Origin of the sequence: Bradyrhizobium sp. B025 (assembly GCF_042257955.1) — a bacterium.
GTDB classification, from domain to species: domain Bacteria; phylum Pseudomonadota; class Alphaproteobacteria; order Rhizobiales; family Xanthobacteraceae; genus Bradyrhizobium; species Bradyrhizobium diazoefficiens.
Genome location: NZ_CP170150.1, coordinates 1,826,845 through 1,844,635, shown reverse-complemented (window position 1 = coordinate 1,844,635; position 17,791 = coordinate 1,826,845). Strand labels below are relative to the sequence as shown.

11 protein-coding genes are annotated in these 17,791 nt (G+C 61.6%); 4 read left to right on the top strand and 7 right to left on the bottom strand.

What is annotated here, in order from left to right; translation table 11 throughout:
• Nucleotides 1-5: 5 nt before the first annotated feature.
• Together ACE10W_RS08530 and ACE10W_RS08525 are read left to right on the top strand one after the other, a co-directional pair.
• Nucleotides 6-1,217: a glycosyltransferase family 4 protein gene (locus ACE10W_RS08530; protein WP_304551082.1), complete on the top strand. Its 1,212-nt coding sequence runs from the start codon at nt 6-8 to the stop codon at nt 1,215-1,217.
• Between the two features lie 71 nt (nt 1,218-1,288).
• Nucleotides 1,289-2,686 carry a hypothetical protein gene (locus ACE10W_RS08525; RefSeq protein WP_304551080.1) on the top strand — a complete coding sequence of 466 codons (1,398 nt, stop codon included), beginning with the start codon at nt 1,289-1,291 and terminating at the stop codon, nt 2,684-2,686.
• Here ACE10W_RS08525 and ACE10W_RS08520 read toward each other — a convergent pair.
• Nucleotides 2,683-3,903, bottom strand: coding sequence for a glycosyltransferase family 4 protein (locus tag ACE10W_RS08520; RefSeq protein ID WP_304551078.1), 1,221 nt, complete (start codon nt 3,901-3,903; stop codon nt 2,683-2,685). The two genes, ACE10W_RS08525 and ACE10W_RS08520, sit on opposite strands and share 4 nt — an antisense overlap.
• Before the next feature lie 839 nt (nt 3,904-4,742).
• Between ACE10W_RS08520 and ACE10W_RS08515 the strand changes: the two genes are divergently transcribed.
• Nucleotides 4,743-9,104, top strand: coding sequence for an RHS repeat protein (locus tag ACE10W_RS08515; protein ID WP_304551076.1), 4,362 nt, complete (start codon nt 4,743-4,745; stop codon nt 9,102-9,104).
• Between the two features lie 69 nt (nt 9,105-9,173).
• On the opposite strand, the gene ACE10W_RS08510 is transcribed toward ACE10W_RS08515, so the two are convergent.
• From ACE10W_RS08510 to ACE10W_RS08485, 6 genes are all read right to left on the bottom strand, one after another.
• Complete coding sequence (locus ACE10W_RS08510) at nt 9,174-9,905, bottom strand: bifunctional 2-polyprenyl-6-hydroxyphenol methylase/3-demethylubiquinol 3-O-methyltransferase UbiG (RefSeq protein ID WP_028174315.1); 732 nt, start codon at nt 9,903-9,905, stop codon at nt 9,174-9,176.
• Nucleotides 9,906-10,262: 357 nt separating this feature from the next.
• Nucleotides 10,263-10,814, bottom strand: coding sequence for a serine O-acetyltransferase (locus ACE10W_RS08505; protein ID WP_304551074.1), 552 nt, complete (start codon nt 10,812-10,814; stop codon nt 10,263-10,265).
• A 31-nt stretch (nt 10,815-10,845) separates the two neighbouring features.
• On the bottom strand, nt 10,846-12,300 hold the full coding sequence (locus tag ACE10W_RS08500; protein ID WP_011085157.1) for a lipopolysaccharide biosynthesis protein: 1,455 nt from the start codon (nt 12,298-12,300) through the stop codon (nt 10,846-10,848).
• A 48-nt stretch (nt 12,301-12,348) separates the two neighbouring features.
• Nucleotides 12,349-13,401, bottom strand: a complete 1,053-nt coding sequence (locus ACE10W_RS08495; RefSeq protein ID WP_304551073.1) for an acyltransferase — start codon at nt 13,399-13,401, stop codon at nt 12,349-12,351.
• A gap of 88 nt (nt 13,402-13,489) precedes the next feature.
• On the bottom strand, nt 13,490-14,842 hold the full coding sequence (locus ACE10W_RS08490; RefSeq protein WP_028174313.1) for a hypothetical protein: 1,353 nt from the start codon (nt 14,840-14,842) through the stop codon (nt 13,490-13,492).
• Between the two features lie 6 nt (nt 14,843-14,848).
• Nucleotides 14,849-16,039: an acyltransferase gene (locus ACE10W_RS08485; protein ID WP_304551072.1), complete on the bottom strand. Its 1,191-nt coding sequence runs from the start codon at nt 16,037-16,039 to the stop codon at nt 14,849-14,851.
• A 279-nt stretch (nt 16,040-16,318) separates the two neighbouring features.
• Between ACE10W_RS08485 and ACE10W_RS08480 the strand changes: the two genes are divergently transcribed.
• Entirely contained in the window at nt 16,319-17,788 is a 1,470-nt protein-coding gene (locus tag ACE10W_RS08480; protein WP_304551071.1) for an O-antigen ligase, read from the top strand.
• The last annotated feature ends 3 nt before the right edge of the window (nt 17,789-17,791 follow it).

The window sequence follows — 17,791 nt, the reverse complement described above, 5'->3', positions numbered from 1 at the left end:
TTTCGATGAAGATCCTTATCACGTCATCCCTCTATCCGACGCCGTTGGCTCCGAAGGTGGTCGGTGGCGCGGAAACTTTCGTCCGTCGCCTCGCCGAGACGTTGGTCGGCCAGAACGACAGCGTGGAAGTGATACGTGCTGCCTCCACACCGAACCAGCAGATGGAGACCTGCAACGGCATCGATGTGCACTCGGCGGCCGTGCACAACATCTACTTCCCCTTCGCCAAGCAGCACAGCGCGCCCGTGCGCGGCATCTGGCACGCGATCGAGGACTGGCAGCAGATGTCGGAGCTCGTCGCGGCCAGGATCAAGGCATTCAAACCGGACATCCTGCATTCCAACAATCTCTCCGGCCTGACGACGGCGGTGTGGCGAACCGCGGCGGAACTGGGCATCCCGGTCCTGCACACGCTTCACGACTACTATCTCACCTGCCCCCGCTGCTCGCGCTTCTCGGACGGACACGCCTGCAAGGCGAGCTGCATGAGCTGCCAGATCCTGACCCTTCGCCGCCGCGGGGCGACGCGACATCTGGACGCCGTCGTCGGCGTCAGCCAGCGCATTCTCGACATCCATACCGGGCTCGGTCTCTTCACGCAGACACCGCTGAAGATCGTCATTCGAAACGCCTCGACGGCCGACGTCGGAAGCGAAGAGACGGCGATGCTCGACGGCACCGTCACATTCGGATTCATCGGGCGACTGACCGAAGAAAAAGGCATCTACAATCTGGTTCGCGCCATCGCGACGATCCCGCCTGAGCGGATCCGGCTCGTCATCGCGGGTCATGCCTCCGAGAGCCAGCGCAAGCAGATCAAGGGGCTCGCCCCCAATGCGCGGATCGAGTTTCTCGGCTTCGTGCAGCCGAAGCAGTTTTACGAACAGGTGAATGTCGTGGTCGTCCCCTCGGTCTGGGAAGATCCAAGCCCGCTCGTCGTCGCCGATGCCCAGGCCGCCTGCAAGCCCCTGCTCGGCACGCCGTTCGGCGGCATCCAGGAGGCGATCAAGCCGGGCCTGACCGGCTGGCTGACGTCTCCCGATCCGGACTCGATCGCCAAGAGCATTTCGGCGATCGTCGAGGCTCCCCAGCAGATCGTGGAGATGAGCGGACGATTGAAATCCGGCATCAACAAATGGACCTTTGACGACGTGGTCACCGGCTATCGCAACGTCTACGACCAGCTCATGCGCGGCCGCGGCATGCCTCGCACGTAATGGGGGCGGACGCAGATGCCACCGACGGCCTTCAATCATCCCGCCATGTTTTCCTTCACGCGTAGCCAGAAATGATCAGCCTGCTCGCATTCGGCAGCTACATCTACCAGAGTGCATCCGCGATCATTCTGATCTTCGCCGTCAGCCATATCCTCTCGCCAGCCCAATACACCTCGTTTTCGCTGGCACTGGCGGCGAGCCAGTTGTTCTGCGTCTTCGTGTTCGAATGGCTGCAACTGGCCGGCGTTCGCTTCCTCGCCGCCGCTTCCGGAGAAGAGGCGGCGCGTCTGCGATTCTCGCTGTTCAGCGCGGGACTGCTCAGCGCGCTGGTTCTGCTGCTCGTCGGCAGCGTGGCGGGGCTGGTGGGCACGCTCGAGACAAGCGTCGTCGCCCTCGCGCTGGCGATGGCCGTGCTACAGGGCGCCACCGACCTGTACTTCATGATCGTGCGCGTGTCCGATCGGCTGGCGACCGCATCCGTCCTCCTGATCCTGCGCGCCAGCGTGCTCCTGGCCGGCGCCGTCACGGCGGCGCTGCTCTACGGCACCGCGGCGGCGACGCTGTGCGGCATCGCCGCGGGCTACGGCGCGGCGCTTCTGGTGAGCCTGATCGTGCATCGCACCTCGCTACAGCGGGCGTCGCGACACGCCCTGCTGACGGATTGGCGCAATTTCTGCCGATACGGCATCATGGCCGCGGCCGCCTCCGTCATCCATCTCTCCGTCCCCGTCACCTTGCGCCTGATCGTGATCGCCACGCTCGGACGGACGTCGACGGGAGCCGCCGGTTTTTCGATGGCGATCGACCTCCTGCAGCGGCCGTTCTCCGTTCTGGTGACCGCCATTCACACCGTCAGCTACCCCAATGTCGTCGTGCAGTTCGAGCGCGACGTCGACGGCGATGCGCGCAGAGCAACCGCCCGCATGCTCGACTTCATCCTCTGCGCGACGATCGTGATGCTGGGGGGGCTGATCGGCCTTCTGCCCGATGCGGCGCATCTGTTCGTCCCGGCCGATCTGCTGGTCGATTTTCTCAACGCAGCGCCGGTCGCGGCGGTCTTCTACTTCCTCCACATTCACCTTCAGGCCACGCTCGCAGTGGTGCCGCATCTGACCAAATCGGCCACCAGGCTGGTGGTCGTCGCGGCGTGCCAGCTGGTGCTGGTATCGGCGGCCGCTTCGATCGGCGCCTTGCTGCACATATCGGTCGCCGGACAAATCGCGAGTGCGGCATTGGCCACCGCACTCATCATCCTCTTCGCCAGCGGCCCGTTGATCCGGTTCCGCGCTGCGCCACGGGCGCTGCTGATCGTGGAGGCAACCGTCGCGGCCGCCGCGATCGCCATGCTCGCGGCAGCTCCGTCGGCCTCTCTGCTCTGGCTCGCGGGAAAGATCGCCTTCGCCGGGCTCGCCGTCGTCCTGGTGACGTGGCGAGGCGATCTGCTGGCCTCGGCACGCAGTTCGAACTAGGCCTGCATCGGATGGGCCAGCGGATTCCCGCTGGCATCGCCCGCCAAACCGTAGATCCTGAGGGTCTGGTCAACCATCGGCCCGACACCGAAATATTGCTGGGCGCGCGCAAGAGCATTGCGCGACAGCGCGGCGCGCAACGCGGGATCGGCCAGCTTCTCGAGCGCCCCCACGAGCGCGTCGACGTCTTCGAACGGCACGATGAAGCCGGTCTGGCCGTCGATGATCTGATCCGAAGCGCCCCCTGCCGGGGTCCGCACCGGGACCAGCCCCGTCGCCATGGCCTCGGCGACGCCGAGCGGGAATCCTTCGAACCGGCTCGGCAGCGCGAACACATCGGCGGCCCAGAGGATTTCGCGGACGTCGCCCATGAACCCGAGGAACTTGAACGTGTCCTTGTCCTTCTCGTTGGCGAAGGCAAACGACTTGATTTCCTTCTCGCGCTCGGCGCCGCCGCTGCCGACGAAGTAGCATTTGATGTCGATGGGCGAAGGACTGGCGCTGTCGCGGATCCTGCGCGCCGCCTTGATGAGCAAATCATGGCCCTTCACCCAGGCGAGACGGGCCGCCAGCAGGCACATGAACTCACCCTCGGCAACCCCGAATTTCGCGCGCGCATCGCGGCGCTCGGCATCCGACGGCGGCCGAAAATGCACCGTATCGACGCCGCCATACACCTTGGCGATCCGGTTCTTGCCGAACAAGACGTAGCGCCTGAGATGCCGGAGCGATTCCTCCGACATCAGGATGAGGGTGTGCGGAAAGAAAAGATTGAAGAACAGGATCTGGACCGGGCTGAAAGTCGATTGCGGCGCATTCTGCACCTTCTCGATGTTCCCGAGCACCGAGGGGTGATAGGTCGCGACGCAGCGCGCGCCGGTGAGCAGGGAGAGCAGCCTGCCCCACATCAGCATGCCGAGCCCATGGACGTTGATCACGGTGATGTCGTTCTCCCGGATCAGCTTCCAGAGCTGCATGAAGATCGACAGCGAGGGCAGCTTGCGAAGTCCGGGAACGACGTGCCACTGCTTGACCGCCGCCGCCAGCTTCTGGCGCTTGTATTCGGACTTCTCGTCCGACCGCACGATGCCGGAGACCAGGTGGATCTGCACGCCGCGGGCGTGCAGCCCCGTGGCCAAGGTCTCGCAATAGGATGCAATCCCGTCATTGCAATTCACGACCTCAACCAGAAACATGACATTCGGGGCGCCCGACATGGGATCCTGCATAGGAATGGCCTTCTACTCCGTTCGATCAACGAGACTTTAACCAGTGCTTAGCGGCAAAATTCGTGCCGTGCCAGCGGTTTGCCCGCCATAGCTTTGCGCGCCTAACATATTGACGTTGCGGATCTGCGACACTCCGCCCGGCATGGCCGCATCGCTCGACGTTGCCTTCACGCGCCCCCGCCGCCTCGGTCGGGGTGAGCCTGCCACGCGGATCGCGAAAGCAACGCCAGGTTGCACATCCTCGATATTCGCCCCGCCTCCGCGACGCGCGTCCGTCCGATCGTGTCGTTCGTTCGACCTCCCGCTTCAATGCCAGTGAAGATCACCCCCTGCCCGTTCGGAAGGCAGACGAAAATTTCATCGACATCGACGCGACCACCACAACACCAGGAGAGAAGAAAAGAAATTGCGTGCGAAAGTGCCGTGGCACTGCTCGACTTCGGCGCAAGACCAAGTGTCACATTCGACGCTTGATCCGTGTTTCTACGACTCCTAACAGCGCTTGACGCAAGACATTGGAAACAAATCTGCCCGCACGAGAAGCAAATGCGTTGCGATTAGGCATCGGCACAACATCGCTCGAACATCGTCGTTGCATCGCCATCGCGACGTCATGCTGCAAGCACATTAGCGTGGTCTTCACAGATGAAGCTCAGTCTAAGCAGATTCGTGCGCTGTGAGCGTCGCGCAGGAAAGTCTCGGCGAGAGAATCTCCGGGGTGCTTCCATTTTTACCGATCTCACCAACTCGAAAAACAGAGATTGGCCGATACGACGGACACAGGCGGCAACGAACTCTCGCGTTCCAGAAAAGGCTCTGAAATACCGATGACCACCGCATCACCAGATCAAACGATCCTGTCGGCGAGCACCTTCATCAGTTCCATCGGCGTCAATGTCCATGTCGGTTATTCGTGGGGCGCCTACGACAACCTCGCCCTCGTAGAGGACGACCTCAAATATCTCGGGGTGACCAAACTGCGCGGCGGACTCGCCACGAGCCCCGAGGCGCAACCGATCGTCGAAGGACTCGCGAAGGACGGATACAAATTCGATCTCGTGGTTCCGTCGGGTGTTCCAGAAGGCGGAACCGCAGCGCTCCAAGCCTATCTCGAGTCCGTCAAGGAGTTTGCGGCCAGTCATCCCGGCAGCGTCATCGCGCTGGAAGGCCTCAACGAGGCCAACATCCAGGGCTTCAGCTACAACGGCAGCTCCAGCGTTTCCGCCGCGGCACAGTTCCAGGCGGCCTACTATAACGCAATCAAGGCCGACGCCGCGCTCAAGGACATCCCCGTCTACAATCTGTCACTGGGCTACAACGACACGACCGACTACGCCAAACTTGGAGATATGTCGGGAGCGACCGACTACGCCAACTCCCACGCCTATGTCAGCACCAGCCTGACCCCCGCGGCAGCCCTCCAGGCTCTGCTCGGCAACGCGACGTCGATCACACCCGGCGATCCCGTCGTCATCACGGAAACCGGCTATACGACCAAGAGCGATACACCTTATGTTGGCGCCAGCGAAAACGTGCAGGCCAAGTCGATCCTGAACACGCTGGTCGACGCCTACAAGGACGGCGTCAGCACCACCTATCTCTATCAGCTGCTCGACGCTTCGGCGAGCAACGACCCCACCGATCCGGAATCGCACTGGGGCCTGTTCAACGGCGACGGAACCCCGAAGCTGGCGGCGACCGCGATCCACAATCTGACGACAATCCTGGCTGACGACGGCACCGGCGGCCACACGCCGACGGCTTCGCTGAACTACACGCTCGACGGTCTGCCGGCGTCCGGGAACAGCATGGTTCTCGGCAAGAGCAACGGCGCCTACGAGTTGGTGGTCTGGGCGGAACCCAAGATCTGGAACGACGCCACCGACACCGAGATCTCGAATCCAACCAGTTCGGTCACGGTGAACCTCGGCAGCGTCCACCATCTGATCAACGTTTACGACCCGCTGAAGGGCAGTTCGCCGATCGCCACCTACACCGACGTCAGCCAGATCGTGGTTCCGATCACGGATCATCCCCTGATCATCGAGATCGACGCTCCGACAGGAGGCGGCACGACACCGCCCGCCGTGACCGACGTCAGCGGAACCGCCGAGGACATCGTGTCGCAGATGTCCGAGCTGAACGCCTCGACCTCGCTTCAGACCATCACGCTCACCGACACGCACGTGCTTCCGGTCGCCTCGATCGCGACCATGGAGTACATGATCTCGCACTATACCAACGCGCTGGCGGCGATCCAGGGCGGCTACCAGTTCTCCGTCACCAACTCGACCGATACCTGGAGCGTGACCAGGGTCTACGACTCCTCGGCAAGGCTTGTATCGACCAGCACGTCCAACTTCACGAACGGCGTCATCACCAGCAAGGTCACGCTCAATACCGACGGCTCGTCGGAGAACATCGCCTATACCGACGGCAAGATGGTGCGTGACGTCACGGTCTCGCCGATCGGCGACAAGGACACCAAGACCTACGATGCAAGCGGCAATCTGATCGCGGACCTCGTCCAGAACAAGGACGGATCGTCCTCGAACACGCTCTACACGGCCGGCGTCAAGACCAAGGTCTATGTCACCAATGCCGACCGCACTCACGACAACTACTATTACAACATCACCGGCCAGTCCTACACGACCGAGCACGACCAGCTCGACGCGAGCGGAAGACTGCTGTCCGTCGTCCGCACGCATGCCGACGGCTCCATGGCCTACAGCCAAGTCTACAACAGCGACGGCAGCAAGGTCACGACCCAGTACGACTCCACGGGCCACAAGACCTCGGTGATCACCGTCACGGCGTCGGCGACCACGACCGATTTCTACACCACGGCCGGCGTCCTCAAGCAGACGGTCGTGCAGACGACCTCCGGCAACGTCACCACGACGAACTACAACGGCACGTTGCTGGTGTCGGTCTACGTCGTCAACGCCGACGGGTCAAAAGAGTCGAAATTGTACGACGCCCAAGGCATCATCGCGAGCGACCTGATCCAGAATGCTGATGGCTCGTCCTCGAACACACTGTACACAGCCGGTGTCAAGACCAAGACCTACGTCACCAACGCCGACGGCAGCCTCGACAACTATTATTACAACATCACCGGCCAGTCCTACACCAGCGAGCACGATCATCTCGACGCAAGCGGCAAGCTGCTGTCGGTCAGCCGGACCCATGCCGACGGCACCATGGCCTACAGCCAGGTGTTCAACAGCGACGGCAGCAAGGTTACGACCCAGTACGACTCCACGGGTCACAAGACCTCGGTCGTCACCACGACGTCGACGGCCACCACGACCGATTTCTACACCACCGCCGGCGTCCTCAAGCAGACGGTCGTGCAGACGACCTCCGGCAACGTGACAACGACCAACTATAACGGCTCGCTGCTGGTGTCGGTCTACGTGGTGAACGCCGACGGCTCGAAGGAATCGAAGCTCTACGACTCCAACGGCATCATCTCGGGGGACCTGGTTCAGAACACGGACGGATCGTCCTCGAACACGGTCTACACGGCCGGTGTCAAGACCAAGGCCTACGTCACCAACGCCGACGGCAGCCGCGACAACTACTATTACAACATCACCGGCCAGTCCTACACGACCGAGCACGACCACATCGACCCGAGCGGAAAGCTGCTGCTGGTCAGCCGCACCCACGCCGACGGCACGATGGCCTATGGCCAGGTGCTGAACAGCGACGGCAGCAAGGTCACGACCCAGTACGACTCCACGGGTCACAAGATCTCCGTCGTCACCGTCACGTCGTCGGCCACGACGACCGACATCTATGACGCGGCGTCCGGAGCACTGAAACAGGAGATCGTCACGACGAGTTCCGGCAACACCACCACGACCAACTACAATGGCTCGCTGCTGGCGTCGGTCTACGTCGTCAACGCCGACGGGTCAAAGGACACCAAGCTGTATGATTCCAGCGGAAAGATCGCCAGCGACCTGGTCCAGAACAAGGATGGCTCGTCCTCGAACACGGTCTATTCGGCCGGCGTCAAGACCAAGCTCTATGTCACCAATGTTGACGGCAGCCATGACAACTCCTTCTACAACATCACGGGCCAGAGCTACACGACCGAGATCCAGCACCTCACCGCGGCCGGCACGCTCACGACCCTGACCCGCCTCCATGCCGATGACACGCTTGCCTACAAGCAGGTGATCAACAGCGACGGCAGCAAGGTCACCGACCTCTATGACAGCACCGGCCACAAGACCAGCGAGATCCTCAACTCAACCGATGGCTCGACCACGACGGACAATTATGATTCGTCGGGAGCCCTGAGCCAGGAGATCCACAAGACAGCGGGCGGCGACGTCACGACCACGAACTACGCGAACGGGTTGAACGCTTCGATCTACGTCGTCAACGCCGACGGCTCCAAGGAGACGAAGCTGTTCGACAGCAGCGGCAGCCTGACCAGCGACTACGTGCTGAACAAAGACGGCTCGAACTCGACGACGGTGTACACGTCGGGCGTCAAGACCGCGGTTTATGCCAACAACACCGACGGCTCGCACGACAACACGATCTACAACATCACCGGCAAGAGCTACGTCACGGAGCAGCAGCACATCGACGCTGCGGGCAAGATGACGTCGCTCATCCGTTCGCACGCAGACGGCACGCTCGACTACACGCAAGTCATCAAGTCGGACGGCAGCAAGGTCACCGATGTCTACGACTCTACCGGGGTCAAGACGACCGAGACCCTCAACAACGCCGACGGAACGACGGATGTCTTCAAGTTCAAGGTCTCCGGCCTGCCGGGCGCCGTCGAACACGACAGCTACAATACCAGCGGCTCGCTGCTCTCGATCGACGTCCTCAACACCGATGGCACCCACACCGTCACGGCCGTGACTGCGGGACTGACGCTGGCCGGCGGCACCGGCAACGACGTCTTCTCCTCCGCACCGGGCACGACTACCGTCATGTTCGACGGCGGCAACGACCAGATCAAGAGCTTCCACGCCGGAACCGCGTCCAACCACGACACGATCGAAATCCTGAAATCACTGGTGGCCGACTACAGCCACCTCCAGATTTCGCAATCGGGCTCCGACACGCTGATCCAGCTCACCTCGGCCGATTCCATCCTGCTGAAGAATGTGAATTCGGCGACGCTCGATCACGGCAACTTCCTGTTCGTCTGACGACGCATCGGGCCGGCAGGTACGCCTGCCGGCCCGATGGCGGAACACGGATGAGCGGATGAAACGACGTCAGTGCGGCCGCGTGGCCGCACCGATAAAGATGATGTCCTCGGCGAGCAGCGGAAGCTGCCGCAGCAGCATCGACTTCAGCATTCCGGCGCGCATGAAGGTCGCCATCTTCACCTCGACCGGCGCATACCCGGCATCGATTGCGACCTTGGCGATCGTATAGGGCGTGAAGAAGAACCGGTGATCGCTGTTGATCGTCTCGACGTTCTTCAGGATACCCTTGATGTTGCCGCCCCTGAAGGCGTTCGGAACGGTGATCACGATCTGGTCGACGACGTCGCCGTAGTTCTCCCTGAAGCGCGACAGGAACGAGACCGGGTTGGGAATGTGCTCGACGACTTCGCCGAACACGGCGATGTCGAACTTCCGGCCGGATATTGCTTCGATCTTTTGACCCGACGTCACGTCTCCCGCGACCATGTTGTCGAGGCCGGAAACTCGTGACGCTTCCCGCACCGCGTCCGCATCGATATCGACGCCGACGGTGTATTCGGAACATTCCGTAATCAGGCCGTGCAGCCAATCCCGGTTGTCGATCTTGCGCTTGATGAGCGGCAGATGGTCACAGCACCCGACATGCAAGACCCGCTTGCCCCGACAGATATCCACCAGGACGTCGCATCTGTATCTGACGTCGCCGTCGCCCCGATACTGCACGACGATGGTGTCTTTGAACTTCGAGCCGTCGAGATAGGGATAGACTTGCGAAAAATCGGTAATGATCGACGACATCGGCTGGCCCTCGGTTACATGATTGGACGTTTCCCGACACAACTATACATAGCCAGCAATCAGAATTGTGACCGCTTTGCCGCCAAGGCCGACTAGAAGGGCGTCACGATGATGGCCGGAATCTATGCAATTTGCCGCTTGTCGCATCATGGGCGGCCGCGACATCGCTCGAACCAACGGAACCTGCTCAGGCCCATGCGTAGGACGGTTCGCCGGTCCGCGAACAAACGAGCAGCGCGGAACGGGTGACGGTTCCGAACAACACTGAACCGCCCGAAAAGCAGGTGTTGAACAAGAGCCTCTTTTGAGCGCAATGCCCCGATAACCCGACACGGCCCTGCGCCCCGCCTTGCTGCTTTAAGCGCGCATCCGATCGGGTGCTTCCGAGCGCACGATCCGCGCAGGTGCTCCCGCAGCGACGGAACGCGGCGGAACGTCACGCGTCACAACCGCGTTGGCGGCGACGTTTGCTCCTGCGCCAATCGAAATGGGGCCGACGATTACGGCACCGGTATAGATAACGGCATCGTCCCCGATGGTCGGACAACCCGGCTCATCCCAGGCGCGCCGGCCAAGCGTGACGTTGTGATACAGCATCACGGAACGGCCGATCCGCGCCCCCTCACCGATCACGACTCCGGTCGGATGCGGCAGGATCAGTCCCGGTCCGATTTCTGCGAGAACCGAGATGTAGCAGCCTCGCCGCATCAGCGCCCTCACGAGCAGCCAGGTGATCTGATGACCCCAGCGCGTCCGGAAGCGCAGCATCTTGGCGATCCGCCACGTCGTGATCACGGCAAAGCCCGGGCTCGTCAGCAAGGCGACGATAGCGGCTCCAACGCCGGACCTGCCGGTGTTTGCCATCAGGTCCTCGCGCCACGGAATTCCCGGCTGGGACTTGTCGTCCATTCCCTCTCCTGAAGACATCAACCGATCTCTACTAACCTGCCGAGGGAAGATTTGCCTGCATCGGCGGAACCGATCCGCCGAGCAGCGACTGCATGCTGTTCCAGATACGACGCCTGAATATCACGTAGCTGCAAAGCACGACGACCGCATAAACGGCCGTCGCGATCAGCCAATGCGACAGACTTGCGACCTCGCCCTTCGTCGCCACGAGCGCGCACAACGTCCCCAGGGACGTCCCCACGGTGGCGGGCATCAGGGAACCGAACAACGACGCATAGGGAACCCCGCAGTTGCGGGCTCCGATCATCAGCATGAAAGCGCAAACCAGGATCGACACGACGAGGTACACCACGGCGACGGCCGTGAGTCCGAACGGCAGTGCGACGACAAAAGCAAGAATCATGCTGGCGCTATTGGCGCTGCTCACCCAAAACTGGAGCCGCGCCTGGTTGTGGGCCAGCAGGATCGGGCCGGCATAGGCCGCAATCGACTGCGCGGCACCCGCGGGCGCGAGAATGGCGATCAGCGGCAGCACCTCCTGCCAATGCGGCGAAAGGAATGTCGCAACGGGATATTTCAGCCCGAAGGTCAGATAGATCATCGCCGGGAACGTGATCATCGCCGTCATGCCGAGCACCGCGCAAATTGCCGCCTTGCGCCGGTCCTGTTCCCGCTCGCCGCTCATCCGGCTCAAGGTGGCCATGAGAACCCCTCCGCCCGGCCAGGAGAGAATCATCAGCGGAAGCGTCATGAACTGGAAGGCGAGACCGAACAGGCCGACCGCCGCCGCGCCCAACTTGGCGCCGATCAGGAGATTGCCGACGTTTCTGGCAGTGAAGTTGAGGACGTTCGAGGCCAGCACCCAGCCGCCGAACGACAGCATCAGGGCGACGCCGCGCCATTTGAAGTTCAGATGAATGTGGCGTCTGGTGTTCACATAGAACGCGACGGCGCGCACCGCCTGCATCAGGACATAGTACGCGATCAACGCCCAGATCCCCCACCCGAGCAGGGCGCCGACCACGCCCACCGTCGCGGACGCCATCGCGGCCCCGGCTTCGATCAGGGCGATCGTTTGATATTGCAGCGAGCGCTCCAGAACCGCACGCGGTCCCATCGCGGAAATGGACAAGACGACCGAACCGGAGAGCGCGGCCAGCACGGCCGGCAGTCCCTGCATGTCGACGGCGGCTCCGAGCGGCTTCGATGCGGCGGCCAGCACCAATGCACAGCCGATCCCGATCGCGACCATCAGCGTCGTCGCCGCACCGGCCTCCTCCTTCGTGAGCGACGTCCTCTGGATCATCGCGCTCGACAGCCCGAGGTCGGTCAGCATGGAGATGAAGGCGATGAACGGCAGCGAAAACGCCACGAGCCCGAATTCCGTCGGCGTCACGAAATAGGTGATCAGCAGCGTGATGAGGAACTGAACCGCCGACTTCACGACGTTCACGCTCGACATCGAGAGCAGATTCTTGATGATCATGACGTTACCCGCATGTGATCCGGCTGAAACGATGGCGAGCGCATGCGCTCAGGCGACATAACGGGCTTCACGACGCACTCCGAAAAACAGTCCTCGCAGCGCCGGATCCAGCAAACGGCGCAGTCGCACTTCGATCAGCTCGTAACTGACCGCACCCGCTATCAGCGCGGCAATTAAGCCAAGACCTGCAAATCCGGCCCAGAGGAGCCAGAGATTGACTCCGTGCGCGGCCAGCTTCACTCCGATCACCTGCAACGGGAATAGCGCAAAAGGATGGACCAAATAGAGGCTATAGCTGATCTTTCCAAGGAACTGGAGGAATTTGCCGCTCAGAGCAACGGCAACACCGGAGTCTGGAGCAAGGACCATTCCAAACAGCAGCGCCCCCGGGAGCAAGCCGACCAGCGGATGCACATATTCGATCGACACGTACATCGCGGCCCCGCAAAGGATGCCGGCCAGCAACCCGGGCCAGCCGACGACGCGGATCCGCAGGCTGACGAGACTGAACAGCAATCCGACAAGGAAGAACGCGGCGATCGGCCGAAAGGCGATGCCCGCGAGACCGAGCAGGATAAAAGGCGCCGCCAGAAGCCAGTTCTTCCGCCGCACCACCGTCACGAAGACCAGCGCGAACAGGATGTAGAACGCCCATTCGTAGCTCAGGGTCCAGGCGTTCTGCTGGCCGATAGGCAATCCCAGTGCGTCCGGCAGGAACGCCAGATTGACAAGGAACAGCTTGAGATATGTCGGCAGATCGATCCCCTTGAAGAACTTGTAGCCAACCAGGGGCCCTGCCGTGAACAGGATCAGGTGCAGGATCACGAACACGGGAAGGATACGCAGGGCGCGATCGAGAAAGAACTTCCCGACGCTGCGGTGGCGCATGAGGCTCGCCGGAATCAGGAAGCCGCTGATCATGAAGAACAGCTCGACGCCGTGCCCGCCCATGTTGACCGTCGCTTCAAGCCACGGCCAGATGGGGGGCAGGAAGCCCGCCAGAAGCGGCATGTCCTGGAGATGCACGATCAGCACGCTGAGCGCCGCGACACCGCGCAGCCCCTGTATCGCCTCTACGAAATTCCTGCTGTCTCCGCTCACCACCACGATCCGATCTCAAGATGAAAGAAGGCGACGGACCGGAGCCCGCGCTGCGCGCCGCAGCTCATTGCATGAAGCACCATGGCGATCATGCCGGCCGCGAAACCAGATCCTCGACGTCAGGCGCGAGCGGTGCCGCACTCGGGGCGGTCCTGTCACCCTTCTCCCGCGCAAAGACCTCGCTGAAGGCCACGCCCAGCATGATCAGACCGCTTGCCGGGCCATAGGCCAAGACAGTGATGGTGAAGAGGTTCATGGCGACCGCGAAAGACAGCTTGTAGATGTCCCTGGTCCTTGCGACCGCGAGGATGACCAGGATCATGAACACCACGAAGATCGGCCCGAACATCAGGTAGGTGCCGAGGTAGAAATTATCCACCGGGACGTAATAGCTGAGCTTGTTCGAGAACAGCAGCTGCGGATAATTGAAGCAACCGAGGCCGCAGCCGACGAAGAAGCCGACCGGCATGAGATCGGCCATGTAGACGAACGGCAGCTGCCAGCTGTTGTTGACGCGGTCCTGCAGGCTGAACAGGCCGCGCGACATGCTGACGAGGCCGTTGCCGGAGAACAAGGCGATCAGCACCGCCGGCACCAGGATCGACAGGAACGAAAGAAGCGCCATCCGCCGCAGCATGGGAAACTTCTCGCGCTCGGGAACGAGACGAACGATGATCAGGCAAAGAACGTAGATCACCATCACGCCGAGCGACGTCTTGTTTGTGGTCAATTTGATGGCGTAGAGACCGATGGGCGTCCAGAACAGGCACCACGGCAGGCTTCGGCGCACCGAGATGATCACAAAGGAAATGAACACGAAGAACGCGGCCATCGTGCTGTCGGCAGCCAGCCCCGCCAGGCGTGTCTCGGAAGCCGACCACCACAGCCGCGTCGCCTGCCGCGTCGTGCCGAAAGTCTCGTAGGCATAGCCCACCCACGGCATCTGGAAGCGAGACGACAATATGATCCCGACGATCGTCAGGTAGAAGATCGGGTGAAGCCAGCGCTGTAGTCGATCGTAATCGCCGAAATTACGCCCGCAGAAGCAGAAGCCGACGAACACCGGCGCGATCATCTTGAACGACGACATCATGCCGCTGAAATAACCCAGGAACACGTATCCGAGGTAGAGCGCAAAGCAGATGTAGAACAGCGTGAGGATGGCGACGAGGTTCCGTCCCATCAGGATGTAGCGCTGCACGAAGGCGAAAATGCAGACCAGGGCAAAAATGTCGGGCAGGAACCACAACGGACTGATCTTGAGGACCGCCAGATAATAGCGCAGCGCGCCTGCGAGCGCGTCGCGGTAGAAATAAAGCAGGAGTGCGATCGCCTCGAGATTGAAGAATGCACTGCCTTCCTGCTGATGATGCAGAGGCATCCGCACCGGATCGACGATGCGCCAGTCCGAACTCGGGAGAGCCGAAGAGCTGCTGGACATCGCGCCTCACTCCGCCGCGGCAACAGAGGGAACGGCACGGCGGCTGAACAGCCGAAGCACGAACCGCGAACCGGGCATCTCGACCCGGAGATAGGTGAAGTTGGAAAGCGCAAGCACGGCCACGACGAAGACGGCCAGCAGCAGCGACGCCGCCAGTCCGGGAAGAAGATTGTCCACCATCTGCAGACGCGCCGGCCCCACGCCCCGCGCGAAGTACTGGATGAGAACGAGGACGAGGGCGTGCACCATGTAGATCGAATAGGAGCGCTTGCCCAACCACACCAGGGGTCGAACAGACAACAGCTTCGGCAGGAGCCGCTCGGGAAACGCCATCAGCGAGCCCAGCAGAGCGGCGAAAACGACCGGCGCGACGAAGCTGAGCCGTTCATCGAAGCCGACGACACAGACCAGCACGACGGCAACGGCGGCCAGTCCAATCTGGCAAACCGACTGAACGAGAGGGCTCACCGCGCGGCCTCTCCCGGTGACGAAGCGAAGCGTGAGCACGCCGATGAAGAAACCCAGAAAGCATCGGGTGAAGCCGTTGGTCTGGAAATCAAGCGTTTCATTCTTGAGCACGAAGATGATGAGCGCCGCGCCCAGGACGGCCAGCACGGCACTGAGGACATAGACGAGCCTGATGTAGCCGAGGCGCTGCGCCATGACGACGACGCCGGCGAATACAATGTAGGTGTAGAATTCGGCGCTGATGCTCCAGCTCGGGCCGTTCCAGCTCAGATAGTCGAGCACGCCCATGGCATGGAGCAAGAACACGTTCGCGACGAACGAGTACACGTTGTTAACCTGGAGATCCGCCGATTCGTTGGTGGAGAAGTGCAGCAGGCCCATTTCGGTCAGCGATAGCCGCATCAGGCGGAACGCCAGAAACGCGAACAGCATGACGATGTGCAGCGGATAGATGCGTGCGATCCGACGCAGGGTAAACGTTCGGAAGTCGAACTCGCTGAATTCCGACTGAACGTAGCTCATCGAGATCACGATGCCGCTCAGCACGAAGAACAAATCGACGAAGAGCCAGGAATTGTGAAAGAACGCGACGTCGATCCAGGCGCGGTGAGGCAGCGCAGCGGCGAGCGGATCCGATCCGACGAAGTGATGGACGACGACGCAGAGGGCGGCGAGGCCGCGGACGCTGTCCAGTGGAACGTAGTGCGCCTTTGTTTGATGAGCTAGCACTTGAAAGACGCTCTACGATTCGACCAAAGCGAAATGCTGCGGTGCAATATAATGCCTCCACCGGGTGGTTTATTCAACTGAAAAGAGCCGAACCGCCGATCTCCGGCGCCGGACACTGCACACAAGATGCGGCAGCAAGAAGCCGGACACATCTGTGCTCCGGCTTCGGCAACGTGCTCATAAACTTCAATTCAGCTTTCGTGAGGCAACGGGCATTGCGTTTGGAACAGATCAGGGCTGCGCGCGCGAACCTCCGCCGCATTCCGTGCAATCGTGCGAATGACGGTCAACACGCCAGCTCGCATTAACTTGATCTCATGCGAGGTTCTGATAGCTCCGTCGGCGCTGAGCAGAACGACAGAGGGGCCTTTGGGCGCGATATCGCGATTTTTCGCCGCAGCCGTGTTTGTGCTGGCGCCACTTCCGCTCGGATCCCTCGACCTCGCGTGGATTTGCTTCTGGAATTTTCTGCTCGTTTGCAGCCTGCTGACCGCCGATCTCTCAGCGGTGAGCCGTCGCAACGCCATGCTGCTGATTCCGGCGGCAGTGGCCGTCGCGACAGTGGGCGTCATCGTCACGATGCAAATGTGGAGCGGCCCTCCTGCACAATCCGCGACCATCTGGGAACTGCCGCGACGGTCGTTCGGTCTTGCCCTGCCTGACCGCCTTTCTATGACCGCACGCGGACCGTGGTTGGCGTTCGGGTCGGTCCTGCTGCTGTCACTCGCCTTCACGCGCGCGGTGATTCTTGCAAGCGATGCGAGAGCTGCCCGTTCGCTGCTACGAATACTGGCATGGGCCGGCTGCCTGTATGCGCTCTACGGAATCCTGGCGGAGCTGATCGCGCCTGACGTGGTCCTATTCCGGCAGAAGGAAGCCTATCTCGGCTTCGTCACGGGAACGTTTGTCAACCGAAACACGGGGGCGACGTTCTGGGGCAGCTGCGCCCTGCTGTTTCTGGTACCGCTCCTGCGCACCATGCACCGCCAGGAGAGCGGGCCGCCGGAGCAACCGGATTGGCGAGCACAGCTGGAGCAGATGCTCTCCACGCCGGTGGCGCTTGGCGCGGGCTTCGCGATCTGCACGATTGCGCTTGCCATGACCGGATCGCGCGCGGGCCTTCTGCTGTCGGTCGGCACATTCGTGCTGGCCATCATCCTCTATCTCGTGCCGCTCGAACTCGGCAGATCGCGGAAATGGCTGGTCCTAGGCGGCTCGGCGGCTGCAGGGCTCGTACTCCTGCAGCTCGTCGGCGGCCTCGTCGCAGGGCGAATCGTCGAACATGGGCTGATCGATCCCCAGAGGGTTGCAGCCTACCAGGCCTCATTGGGGATCATCGCCGATCATCGGCTGCTCGGAATCGGGCTCGGCAATTTCGAGGCTGTTTTTCCCGCCTACAGACCCGCAGTGCTCGGCAGTCTCGGCATCTGGGATCGCGCCCACAGCACGCCGGTGGAAATTGCCGTCGAATTGGGCATTCCCGCCTTTGCCGTGATCGCGCTCGTCAGCCTCTGGTACTTTTACCATTTGCTTACCGGAAGCTTGCGCAGGAAGCGCGATCGCTACATACCCGTCATCGGCGCGAGCGTCGCCGTATTGGGCGTATCACATAGCTGCATCGATTTTTCACTGCAAATCCCCGGATATGGCGTGTTTTTCGCGGCTATCGTCGGATGTGGCCTCGCGCAATCGCTGCCGTCACAATTGCGAAAAGAACGTGGCAAATCTGCGCAAATCGAGTTAAAGTAAAAA